Source organism: Saccharopolyspora hirsuta (genome assembly GCF_008630535.1).
Classification (GTDB): domain Bacteria; phylum Actinomycetota; class Actinomycetes; order Mycobacteriales; family Pseudonocardiaceae; genus Saccharopolyspora; species Saccharopolyspora hirsuta.
On sequence record NZ_VWPH01000017.1, the window covers coordinates 131,290 to 143,221 of the forward strand.

At 70.2% G+C, this 11,932-nt stretch carries 10 protein-coding genes and 1 riboswitch; of the genes, 9 read left to right on the top strand and 1 reads right to left on the bottom strand.

Features of this window, described 5'->3' with window-relative positions; all coding sequences use genetic code 11:
• Positions 1–7: 7 nt before the first annotated feature.
• From dapF to F1721_RS30465, 3 genes are all read left to right on the top strand, one after another.
• Positions 8–850: a diaminopimelate epimerase gene (gene dapF, locus F1721_RS30455; protein WP_150070276.1), complete on the top strand. Its 843-nt coding sequence runs from the start codon at positions 8–10 to the stop codon at positions 848–850.
• A gap of 174 nt (positions 851–1,024) precedes the next feature.
• Positions 1,025–2,491: a GTPase HflX gene (hflX, locus tag F1721_RS30460; protein WP_150070277.1), complete on the top strand. Its 1,467-nt coding sequence runs from the start codon at positions 1,025–1,027 to the stop codon at positions 2,489–2,491.
• A 157-nt stretch (positions 2,492–2,648) separates the two neighbouring features.
• Complete coding sequence (locus tag F1721_RS30465; protein WP_246155400.1) at positions 2,649–3,656, top strand: NHL repeat-containing protein; 1,008 nt, start codon at positions 2,649–2,651, stop codon at positions 3,654–3,656.
• A 60-nt stretch (positions 3,657–3,716) separates the two neighbouring features.
• On the opposite strand, the gene lexA is transcribed toward F1721_RS30465, so the two are convergent.
• Positions 3,717–4,433, bottom strand: a complete 717-nt coding sequence (gene lexA, locus F1721_RS30470) for a transcriptional repressor LexA (RefSeq protein ID WP_150070278.1) — start codon at positions 4,431–4,433, stop codon at positions 3,717–3,719.
• 213 nt (positions 4,434–4,646) lie between these two features.
• Between lexA and F1721_RS30475 the strand changes: the two genes are divergently transcribed.
• From F1721_RS30475 to F1721_RS30500, 6 genes are all read left to right on the top strand, one after another.
• Positions 4,647–5,096 carry a LysM peptidoglycan-binding domain-containing protein gene (locus F1721_RS30475; RefSeq protein ID WP_246155401.1) on the top strand — a complete coding sequence of 150 codons (450 nt, stop codon included), beginning with the start codon at positions 4,647–4,649 and terminating at the stop codon, positions 5,094–5,096.
• Positions 5,097–5,371: 275 nt separating this feature from the next.
• Positions 5,372–5,854, top strand: coding sequence for a transcriptional regulator NrdR (nrdR, locus tag F1721_RS30480; RefSeq protein WP_150070279.1), 483 nt, complete (start codon positions 5,372–5,374; stop codon positions 5,852–5,854).
• Positions 5,855–6,017: 163 nt separating this feature from the next.
• On the top strand, positions 6,018–8,840 hold the full coding sequence (locus tag F1721_RS30485; protein WP_150070280.1) for a vitamin B12-dependent ribonucleotide reductase: 2,823 nt from the start codon (positions 6,018–6,020) through the stop codon (positions 8,838–8,840).
• Between the two features lie 187 nt (positions 8,841–9,027).
• On the top strand, positions 9,028–9,753 hold the full coding sequence (locus F1721_RS30490; protein ID WP_150070281.1) for a hypothetical protein: 726 nt from the start codon (positions 9,028–9,030) through the stop codon (positions 9,751–9,753).
• A gap of 235 nt (positions 9,754–9,988) precedes the next feature.
• Positions 9,989–10,080: riboswitch (ZMP/ZTP riboswitch) on the top strand.
• A gap of 25 nt (positions 10,081–10,105) precedes the next feature.
• The gene (locus F1721_RS30495; protein WP_150070282.1) at positions 10,106–10,960 is read left to right on the top strand and encodes a bifunctional 5,10-methylenetetrahydrofolate dehydrogenase/5,10-methenyltetrahydrofolate cyclohydrolase; all 855 of its coding nucleotides are present in this window, start codon (positions 10,106–10,108) and stop codon (positions 10,958–10,960) included.
• 221 nt (positions 10,961–11,181) lie between these two features.
• Positions 11,182–11,910: a hypothetical protein gene (locus tag F1721_RS30500; protein ID WP_150070283.1), complete on the top strand. Its 729-nt coding sequence runs from the start codon at positions 11,182–11,184 to the stop codon at positions 11,908–11,910.
• Positions 11,911–11,932 lie beyond the last annotated feature (22 nt).

The following is an 11,932-nucleotide window of genomic DNA, read 5'->3' on the forward strand; positions in this document are numbered from 1 at the left end:
TTGCCCCGTGCGCACTTCCCAGGGGCCCGAGTTCATCAAGGGCCACGGCACCCAGAACGACTTCGTCATCCTGCCCGACGCGGACGGTGAGCTGGAGCTGACCGACGAGCGGGTGCGGGCGCTGTGCGACCGCCAGCGCGGTCTGGGGGCCGACGGCGTGCTGCGCGTGGTCCGGGCCGGTGCCCTGCCGGACGCCCCGGCCGACGTCCCGGCGGACGTGTGGTTCATGGACTACCGCAACGCCGACGGTTCGATCGCCGAGATGTGCGGCAACGGCGTGCGGGTGTTCGTCCGCTACCTGGTCGACGCCGGGCTGGCCACCGCCGGTGAGCTGCCGGTCGGCACCCGCGCGGGCGTGCGACCGGTCCGGATCCGCGATGACGGGCAGGTCACCGTCGACATGGGGGTGGCGAAGATCTTCGGCGAGTCCACCACCAGCGTCTCCGGCCGCACCTTCCACGGCGTCGCCGTCGACGTCGGCAACCCGCACCTGGCCTGCGTGAGCGACGCCGAGCTGGCCGACCTCGACCTGACGACCCGGCCGCCGCACGACCCGGACCTGTTCCCGAACGGCGCGAACGTCGAGTTCGTCCGGCCGCTGGACGACGACCACGTGCAGATGCGGGTGTACGAGCGCGGGGTGGGCGAGACCCGCTCGTGCGGGACCGGGACGGTCGCCGCGGCGGCGGCAGCGCTGCGCGCGGCCGGTGCGGACACCGGGCGTCGCGTGGTGCACATCCCGGGCGGCACCGTCGAGGTGGAGATCACCTCGTCGACCGCCACGCTCACCGGACCGGCCGTCCTGGTCGCCCGCGGTCACCTCGATCCGACCTGGTGGCGGGCCGCGTAGGTCCCGGACGGGTTCTGCCGGGCAGGGCCGGTCCGAGCCGGAGGTCCGTCCCCGGGGTGGTCCGGATCAGCCCCGAGCGGATGCGGCCGTAGGTGGTGTCACACGGGCGCAAACGGGTCACCGCCGGTTCGAGGCGTGAAAATGAGTCGCGGACCGTGGGACAATGGCCTTGATATGAAGAATTCTTTGACCTGGTCCGCCGAGCTCGACCACGACGTGGTCGAAGGCGACGAATACGAACCCATTCCGTCTGCCGAGCCGTCCACGGGTGAGATGGAGCTCGCCGAGCGCGCGTCGCTGCGGCGGATCGCCGGGCTGTCCACCGAGCTCGCGGACATCACCGAGGTCGAATACCGCCAGCTCCGCCTGGAGCGGGTGGTGCTGGTCGGCGTCTGGACCGATGGCGACGCCGAGCACGCCGACGCCTCCCTGGCCGAGCTGGGCCGACTGGCCGAGACGGCCGGTTCGGAGGTGCTGGAGGGCATCATCCAGCGCCGCGACCGGCCGGATCCCGGCACCTACATCGGCTCCGGCAAGGTGCGCGAGCTCCGCGACATCGTGGCCGCGACCGGCGCCGACACCGTGATCTGCGACGGTGAGCTCTCGCCCGGCCAGCTGCGCCAGCTGGAGGAGAAGCTGAAGGTCAAGGTGGTCGACCGGACCGCCCTGATCCTGGACATCTTCGCCCAGCACGCCCGCTCCAAGGAGGGCAAGGCGCAGGTCGAGCTGGCCCAGCTGCAGTACTTCCTGCCGCGCCTGCGCGGTTGGGGCGAGACGATGTCCCGGCAGGCCGGTGGCCGGGCCGGGGCCAACGGCGGTGTCGGTACCCGCGGTCCTGGTGAGACCAAGCTGGAGACCGACCGGCGGCGCATCCACAAGCGGATCAGCAAGCTCCGCAAGGAGCTGGCCGCGATGCGCACGGTGCGCGGCACCAAGCGGGGACGCCGGGAGGCCAACGAGGTGCCGGGCGTGGCCATCGCCGGTTACACCAACGCGGGCAAGTCCAGCCTGCTCAACGCGCTGACCGGTGCCGGTGTGCTGGTGGAGGACGCGCTGTTCGCCACCCTGGACCCCACCACCCGGCGGTCCACCACCCCGGACGGGCGTGCCTACACGCTGACCGACACGGTCGGTTTCGTGCGCCACCTGCCGCACCAGCTGGTCGAGGCCTTCCGCTCCACGCTGGAGGAGGTCAGCGGCGCGGACCTGCTGGTTCACGTCGTGGACGGCTCCGAGGCCTCGCCGCACGAGCAGGTCGCTGCGGTGCGCGAGGTGCTCAGCGAGATCGCGGACGAGCACGAGTCGGGGATGCCGCCGGAGCTGCTGGTGGTGAACAAGATCGACTCAGTGGACGAGACGCGCATCGCCGAGCTGCGCCGGTTGCTGCCAGACGCGATCTTCGTGTCCGCGCACAGCGGTGTCGGCGTGCCGGAGCTGCGCGAGGTCATCGCCGACCGGCTGCCCCGACCGGACGTGTTCGTCGACGCGCTGGTGCCCTACACCCGCGGCGAGCTCGTCGCGCGCGTGCACGCGGAGGGCGAGGTCGTCGACGAGGAGCACACCCCGGACGGCACGCGGCTCCGCGCCAAGGTCCTGCCCGACCTGGCCAGCGCGCTGGAGCCGTTCACCGGGAAGGGGTGAGCGCGGCCGGTGAGCCCCTCGCGTCCTGGTCGGCTGCCGTGGTGCGGCGCCTGACGTGCCGCGATCACGGCAGCGGTCGCGCTTCCGGACCCACCTGAGCAGCTGGCCCCGCCAGGCCCGCTCCGCAGGCCGCGGTTGGCGGAGCCTCGGTGCGGTCGTGGCCGTGCTGCTGGTGGCGTCGGGTACCGCCGCGGCGTCGCCAGCAGCCGCGCAGCTGCCCGAACCGGCCGAGGAGTGCCGTGTCCAGGACGAGCGGTTGGACGAGCTCTCCGGCCTGGCCTCCGACGGCCGCGCCTGGTACGCGGTCAACGATGGCGGCCGGTCGCTGCGGGTTCACGTCCTCGACCCGTCGGACTGCTCGGTCCGCGACGTCCGCACGGCGTCGAACGACCCGTTCGACGTGGAAGATCTCGCGCTGGGCCACGACGGCTCGCTGTGGCTGGCCGACATCGGGGACAACCGTCGCCGCCGGGACACCGTCGCCCTGCACGTGATGCCGCCGGGCGGCGGTGTCGCGCTGTACCGGTTGTCCTACCCGGACGGCGCGCACGATGCGGAGGCGCTGCTGCTCGACCGGGCGGGCGTGCCCTTCATCGTCACCAAGGAACCGCTGGGGACGGCCGGTGTCTACCGCCCGGCCCAACCGCTGGACACCGAGCGGACCGTGCCGCTGGAACGCGTCGGTTCGGTGTCGCTGCGCGCCACCGAGACCCCGGGCGGTCCGCTCTCCCGCGCGTTCAGCACGACCCTGGTGACCGGGGGAGCGGTCAACCACGACGGCACGGCCGTCGCGATCCGCACCTACACCGACGTCTACCTCTACAGCGCACCGGATGGTGATGTGGTGGCCGCGCTCCAGCGAGAACCACTGCGCATCGCGCTGCCGAACGAGCGGCAGGGCGAAGCCATCGCCTGGGAGCCCGACGGCTCCCTGCTGTCCGCGTCCGAGGGGAGCGAACCGGTCCGCCGCATCCCGGGCGCGGCGAAACTCCTGACCGAGACCAGTGCCGCCCCGCCGGACGGCGATGTGCCGAACCCGCAGCCCGCCGGTCAGACCGAGCCCGCTTCCGGGAGCAGCACGACGACCGGCCAGGCGCCGCTGTTCGCCGCGGTGCTGGCCGGGCTGATCGTCTTCCTCGCGGGCCGACTGCGCCGCAACCGCTGACCGGGAGCTGCCGGTGCCAGCGTTGCTCGGCGCCGCGGGAAGATCTGCGGCAGGACCGCGTCAGAGTCGGCGCAGGACCGCGACCACCTTGCCGAGGATCGCCGCGTCGTCGCCCAGGATCGGCTCGTACGCGGGGTTGTGCGGCAGCAGCCAGACGTGCTCGTCGGTGCGCTTGAAGGTCTTCACCGTCGCTTCGCCCTCGATCATCGCGGCCACCACGTCGCCGTTCTCGGCGTCCGGCTGCTGGCGCACCGCGACCCAGTCCCCGTCGGTGATGGCGAGGTCCACCATGGAGTCGCCGACGACCTTGAGCAGGAACAGCGTCCCGTCGCCGACGATCTCCTTCGGCAGCGGGAAGACGTCCTCGATCGACTCCTCGGCCAGGATCGGACCGCCGGCCGCGATGCGGCCCACCACCGGCACGTAGGCGGGCTTGGTCTGCCTGGCCCCCTCCAGCTCCGGCTCACCGCCGACCAGCACCCCGACCGTGCGCGGCCGGTGCGGGTCGCGGCGCAGGTAGCCCTTCCGCTCCAGCACGCGGAGCTGGTAGGCCACCGACGAGGTCGAGGTGAGCCCGACGGCGTCACCGATCTCGCGGACGCTGGGCGGGTAGCCGTGCTCCCGCATCCACTTGCGGATGGCCTCCAGCACCCGGAGCTGCCGATCGCTCAGCTCCTCGGCTCCGCTGGCCTGTTCGGGCAGGGAGTGCACGTCGGCCTGGGAGTCCTCGACGTCGTGTACCCGGCCCTTGATCGAGCCGGTCGCATTGCTCGCCACCGCTGCCTCCTGTCCGTGTGTACTGCGGTGCTGATCGCGGGCGCCGTTCGACCCGCTCGGTTTCCACAGTAGACGCGCGAAACGCAGAGATCAAACACCTGTTCGAGTTAATTTTCGCCCCGGGTGTCGCGCTGCGGGGTACTCCTGGTACACAATCGCACGCAGGTTCGATCGAACACCTATTCGATCATGGTTCGCGGTGCGGGAGGCGGCATGACCACGTTCATCGATGCGGCGGGGCGGACGCGCCAGGTCGAGCGGCGGTCGGCCGCCCGGCGGGCGGCGGAGCCGGTCGAGATGATCCGGCCGCGGGGCGGCGGGCGGAGGGTGCCGGGCCGGGTCGTGCCGCGCGCGGCGCAGCCGACGGCGGCCGCGTGCGACCGGGCGCGCCGGAGCGGCGAGTGGCTTTGGTTGACCTCGGTGGCGATCTTCACCTTCCTCATTGTCATGCTGGTGGGGCTGTTCGGGTTCCGCGACGCGCCGATGACGGGCGGCACCACGCTGATCGAGGTTCGAGCGGGTGACACTCTGTGGGGGATCGCCGACCGGGTGGCGCCGGACAGCGACCCGCGGGCGGTGGTGGCCCGGATCGCGGAGCTCAACGGGCTCGACGCGGCGACCGTCGAGACCGGTCGGCTGCTGGTGGTCCCGGTGTCCGGTTGATCCTCCCGGGAGGGCGGTGCGGATCGCTCGTGCTCGGCGACCTGGGGTTTTCGGGCGCGGCGCGGGAGAGGGCGGGCGGCGACGCTCCGAAGGTCGTCCCGAGTTTGCGTCGCGATACGGCGCGGTTTAGAGTCGACCACAACATCTAGTAGTTACGTCCGTGTATTTAGTCCACAGGTTGGGCTTGTAAGGTGTTCGCGCACCCACGGAGTGTGAGTGGTCGTCGGCTGCCGCGAGGCGGGCGGCGGCGTACGGGGGAAGGGGGGTGAGTGCCGGTGCGGTGCCCATTCTGTCGCGGGGAGGACTCCCGGGTCGTCGATTCGCGCGAGGTCGAGGAAGGCCAGGCGATCCGGCGCAGGCGATCGTGCTCGACGTGCGGTCGGCGCTTCACGACCATCGAGGAACTGGTGCTGTCGGTGGTCAAGCGCTCCGGCGTCACCGAACCCTTCAGCCGGGAGAAGGTGGTGCGCGGCGTGCGCCGCGCGTGCCAGGGCCGCCCGGTCGAGGAGGACGCGCTGCAGCAGCTCGCGCACCAGGTGGAGGAGACCGTCCGGTCGCTCGGGGTGGCCGAGCTGCCCAGCCACGAGGTCGGCCTGGCCATCCTCGGTCCGCTGCGCGAGCTGGACGAGGTCGCCTACCTGCGCTTCGCCAGCGTGTACCGGGCGTACTCCTCGGTGGAGGACTTCGAGAAGGAGATCGCCGACCTGCGCGCGGCTCGAGCGGCCGCGCAGGCCGGTGCGGAGAGCGACCGTGAGTAAGGCTCGCCGGCGCGCGGTTCGCCGCGGAGCCGGAAACGCAAGACGTCAGCCGACGTCCCAGCCAGGGGCGCGGCTGGAAGGACAGCCACGACCGAACCGGACGGGGAGCCCGGACGGGGCCGACCAAGCACGACGAGCGAGTGACAAGGAAGAGGGTCAGGTCATGACAGAGACCGTCGGTAGCCCGGCCGGCGCAGCGGGGGAGCCGGAAGCAGGTGTCCGCGAGGGCATCCGGGTGCAGCGCGTCTACACCACGGAGGGGGTGCACCCGTACGACGAGGTCAAGTGGGAGCGCCGCGACGTGGTGATGACCAACTGGCGGGACGGGTCGGTCAACTTCGAACAGCGCGGTGTCGAGTTCCCCGACTTCTGGTCGCTGAACGCGGTCAACATCGTCACCAGCAAGTACTTCCGCGGTGCGGTGGGCACCGACGACCGGGAGAGCAGCCTCCGGCAGCTCATCGACCGGGTGGTCAAGACCTACGTCGCCGCCGGTGTCGAGCACGGCTACTTCGCCAGCGACGCGGACGCGGAGATCTTCGAGCACGAGCTGACCTGGATGCTGCTGCACCAGGTGTTCAGCTTCAACTCGCCGGTGTGGTTCAACGTCGGCACCAGCTCGCGCCAGCAGGTGTCCGCCTGCTTCATTCTGTCCGTCGACGACACCATGGAGTCGATCCTCGACTGGTACAAGGAAGAGGGCCTGATCTTCAAGGGCGGATCCGGCGCCGGGCTGAACCTGTCCCGCATCCGCTCCTCGCGCGAGCTGCTGTCCTCGGGCGGCACCGCGTCCGGTCCGGTTTCGTTCATGCGCGGTGCGGACGCCTCGGCGGGCACCATCAAGTCCGGCGGTGCGACCCGCCGCGCGGCGAAGATGGTCGTGCTGGACGTCGACCACCCGGACATCGAGGAGTTCATCGAGACCAAGGCGCGCGAGGAGCACAAGATCCGCGCGCTGCGCGACGCCGGTTTCGACATGGACCTCGGCGGCGCCGACTCCAACTCGGTGCAGTACCAGAACGCGAACAACTCGGTGCGCGTCTCCGACGAGTTCATGCGCGCGGTGGAGAGCGACGGCAAGTTCGGCCTGCGCGCCCGCACCACCGGTGAGGTGCTGGACTCGGTCCAGGCCCGCGACCTGTTCCGCAAGATGGCGAAGGCCGCCTGGGAGTGCGCCGACCCGGGCATCCAGTACGACGACACGATCAACGACTGGCACACCTCGCCGGAGACCGGTCGGATCACCGCGTCCAACCCGTGCTCGGAGTACATGCACCTGGACAACTCCAGCTGCAACCTGGCCTCGCTGAACCTGCTGAAGTTCCTGCGCGACGACCTGACCTTCGACGCGGAGCTGTTCGAGAAGACCGTCGAGTTCGTCATCACCGCGATGGACATCTCGATCTCCTTCGCGGACTTCCCGACCGAGTCGATCGGCGTCACCACCCGCAAGTTCCGCCAGCTGGGCATCGGCTACGCCAACCTGGGCGCGCTGCTGATGGCCACCGGTCACGCCTACGACTCCGACGGCGGCCGGGCGCTGGCGGCGGCGATCACCTCGCTGATGACCGGTACCGCCTACAAGCGGTCGGCCGAGCTGGCCGGTGTGGTCGGCCCGTACGAGGGCTACGCGCGCAACGCCGAGGCGCACCAGCGCGTGATGCGCAAGCACGCCGCGGCCAACGACCTGATCCGCACCTACCACCACAACGACGCCACCGTGCACAAGCTGGCGACGAAGGTGTGGCAGGACGGCCTGGAGATCGGTGCCCGCAACGGCTGGCGCAACGCGCAGGCGTCGGTGCTGGCCCCGACCGGGACCATCGGCCTGATGATGGACTGCGACACCACCGGCATCGAGCCCGACCTGGCGCTGGTCAAGTTCAAGAAGCTGGTCGGCGGCGGCTCCATGCAGATCGTCAACCAGACGGTGCCGCGGGCGCTGCAGGCCCTGGGCTACCAGGACGAGCAGATCGAGGCGGTCGTCGAGTACATCGCCGAGCACGGCCACGTGGTCGACGCGCCGGGCCTGCGCCCGGAGCACTACGAGGTCTTCGACTGCGCGATGGGCGAGCGCTCGATCGCCCCGATGGGCCACGTGCGGATGATGGCCGCGGTGCAGCCGTTCATCTCGGGCGCGATCTCCAAGACGGTCAACATGCCGGAGTCGGCGACCGTCGAGGAGGTCGAGCAGCTCTACTTCGAGGGCTGGAAGCTGGGCCTGAAGGCGCTGGCGATCTACCGCGACAACTGCAAGGTGGGTCAGCCGCTGTCGGCGGGCAAGGGCGACAAGGCCGAGAAGGAGAAGGAGGTCGAGAAGCAGATCGAGTACCGCCCGGTCCGCAAGCGGCTTCCGAAGAAGCGGCCGAGCCAGACGGTCTCGTTCACCGTGGGCGGTGCCGAGGGCTACCTGCACGCCGGTTCGTACCCGGACGACGGCCTGGGCGAGATCTTCGTCAAGCTGGGCAAGCAGGGTTCGACCCTGGCGGGTGTCATGGACGCCTTCTCAATGTCGATCTCGGTGGGTCTGCAGTACGGCATCCCGCTGGAGTTCTACGTCTCGAAGTTCCAGAACCTGCGCTTCGAGCCGGCCGGGATGACCGACGACCCGGACGTCCGGATGGCCAGCAGCGTCCTCGACTACCTGTTCCGCCGCCTGGCGCTGGACTACCTGCCCTACGAGAAGCGCGCCCAGCTGGGCATCTTCACCGCCGATGAGCGGGAGGCGCAGGTCAACGGCACCGAGGTGGTCCCGGCCGAGCAGCCGAGCGAGGTCCACCTGGACACCCTGCGCTCCACCGTGGACTACTCGAAGGAGGAGAAGTCCGAGGAAGCGCCGCGCGCGGGCAGCTCGACCGAGCTCCTGGAACTGCGCCTGGGCAAGGCGGCGGACGCCCCGCTGTGCATGACCTGCGGCACCAAGATGCGCCCGTCGGGCTCGTGCTACCTCTGCGAGGGCTGCGGCTCCACCTCCGGCTGCAGCTGAGCCGGAACCAGCTGAGCACTCCGAAAGAGTGAGCACCTGAAGCGAAGGTGCAGCAGGAAGGGGAGTCGGCCACCGGTCGGCTCCCCTTCCTGCATTTCCAGACTCGGACTGCTGGGCGGAGGGACAAGCTGGACCTCCGTCGAAAACTCGGTGGCGAGGATGGTGTCGCGGCGTGGATGCTGGTGAGATGGCAAGTCAGCTCAGCCAGCTCGTCCTGCGGATCGTCGTCCCCGAACTCGGGTCGGACGGGACGGCCGAGGTGCGGCCGATCGTCGACGGGGTGGACGTCGTCGCCGCCGGTTTGCCGAAGGAGCCGGCTGAGTCTCCGCGGACGCTGCTGGGGGCGGACGCTCCGCTCGTGGCGACCGCTGAGCCACGTGAGGTCCGCTTGGCGGAGGCCGTGTGCACCGAAGGGTGCTGCGGTGCGTTGTACGTGACGATTCGACGCGATGGCGAGCACGTCGTCTGGTCCGACTGGCGTGATCCCGACTCTCCGGGTACTGCCTTGCCCGAATTCCGGTTCGATGCGCAGCAGTACCAGGCTGAGGTCGACCGGGCCAGCGCGGATCGAAGCTGGGAGTGGCGTGCCTGCACCGTGGCGCGGTTGCTGCAGTGCGAGCTCGAGCGTCAGACCGAATGGTTCGAGCGGTGGGATTGCCGACTCGTCGGTGTGCATTCCTACCCCTCGAGCAGGGCTTGGTTCACGTTCTACTTCTCCCACCCGCGCCGGGCTGGCAGGGACGATCCGTGGTTGCAGTTCCGGATCGTGCGGAGGGTTTCGCCCGCAGACCCGGAAACCGAGGCGGCTGAGATTCTCGAACGCCTGCTGGCGAGAGATCCGCGCGAAATCGCCGAGGTGTGCGGTGGCACGGAGGAATGGGCGGAACAGCTCGGGTATCGCTGGCCGCGGTAGTGCATTGCTTCCTACCAGCTGCGAAGTTTGCGCCGACGACAGGCGGTTCGCGTCCTTGACGTGCGTATCCCGTTCCACATCGGACCGGGTGTCTCCACCTGAAACGGGGCCGGTAAGCCCGAGCAGTCAAGCCACTGCCGCCGCTCGCGTCGGCGCGCTGCGGAAGGCATGACGTGTCGCGGCTCGCACCGGCGGGTGGTCAGCAGCGCCGAAGGCTGCTGGGCTGGTTATCGTGTGGGTGGGCCGTGACTGGCGTTCGGGTGGAGCACCACCGGGGAGCGGCCCGGCCGGTTCTGCCGGTCCGAGCCGCGCGCCTGGGTGATCAGCGACAACGACACCCGAGGAGCAACGCATGTCCGAGGCTCGTCCGATGAACGGCATCGAGGTCGCCCGCGACATCATGGAGCGCGCCGCCGAGCGGGCAGCGCAGTTCGAGGCGCGGACCGGGGCGAAGCCCTGCTTGGCGACCGTGCTGGTGGGCGACGATCCGGCTTCGGTCACCTACGTGCGGATGAAGCGGAACCGGTGCGCGAAGTACGGCATCGAATCCCGGCACGTGCCGATGCCGGAGACGATCACGACCGAAGAGCTGGTCAGCGCGATCACCGAGCTGTCGAACGATCCGTCGGTGCACGGCATCCTGCTGCAGCACCCCGTCCCGCACCACATCGACGAGCGCGCGGCGTTCGACGCGATCGCGGCGACCAAGGACGTCGACGGTGTCACCTCGCAGTCCTTCGCGGCGATGGCGTTCGGGCGGGACGGTTTCGCGTCGTGCACCCCGGCCGGGATCATGCGCCTCCTCGACGCCTACGACGTGGACCCGCGCGGCAAGCACGCCGTGGTGATCGGGCGCAGCGCCATCCTGGGCAAGCCGATGAGCATGCTGCTGCTGGCGCGCGACGCCACGGTGACGGTGTGCCACTCGAAGACCGCCGACCTGCCTTCGCTCGTGCGGACCGCGGACATCGTCGTCGCCGCGGTCGGCAAGCCGGAGTTCGTCCGGGGCGAGTGGCTCAAGCCCGGTGCGGTCGTGGTGGATGCCGGGTACAACGAGGGCAACGTCGGCGATGTCGCGTTCGGCGAAGCGCGCACCCGCGCTGGCCTGCTCACCCCGGTCCCGGGCGGGGTCGGCCCCACGACCATCGCGGTCCTGCTGGAGCAGACCGTCACCGCCGCCTTCCGGCAGCAGCAGATCTCCGCTTGAGGTTGAGGCACCCGGTCCACATAGGACCGGGTGTCTCCTTCGACATTTCGCTTGCCGGGATTGCGAGACGGGAGCATCGACTACGTCTTGGCGGGATGTCCGGCAGGACTGGCACGACCTGGAGGTCTTTTGGACCGCGGCCGCGTTGGTCGGCGTGTCAGCGTGGTGCGGGATTCGGAAAACCGGTGGCTGTCCGGCTGGGCGAACGACACACTGGCCCGATGACCGACGAGCTCAGCCGCCTCGCCCTGCACGTCGTCGTCCCAGAGCCGGAACGGCCGGGCCGGAATGTCGAGCTGCGGGCACTGGTCGACGGCGTGGACGTCGTGGCAGCTGCCTTCGACAGCGGTCCAGCGCGGTCACCGCAGGAACTCCTGCGTCCGGGCGGTCCGCTGGAGGCTACGGCTGAGCCGCACGAGGTTCGGTTGGCCGAGGCCGAATGCTCCGAAGGGTGCTGCGGTGCCCTGCACGTGATGGTCCGGGGCGATGACGAACACGTCGTCTGGTCCGGTTGGCGCAACACCGGGTGGGGGAGCACCCCGCTGGCGGAGTTCCGGTTCGACGCCCAGCAGTACCGGGCTGAGCTCGACCGGGCTCGGGCCGATCACAGCTGGGAGTGGCCTGCGTGCACCGTGGCGCGGCTGCTGGAGCAGGACCTCGGTCGGCAGGTCGAATGGCTCGAGCGGTGGGATTGCCGGATCCTTTCGGTGCGTTCCCACCCGTGGATGAAGGACCTGATCATCGTCCTGCTGGGACATCCGAGCCGGGGCTCCATGGTCGATGGCCCGTGGTTGCAGTTCCAGATCGAATTGCGCGCTTCCGACGCCGATCCGGCCCTCCAAGCCCGGCAGATCGCCGACCGGCTCCTGGCGGGGGACCCCCGCGAGATGGGTGAGGTGTGCGGCGGAACCCGGGAGTGGGCCGAGCAGCTCGGATACCGCTTGGGCTAGCGGTACGCCGGGTGGGGGTCGC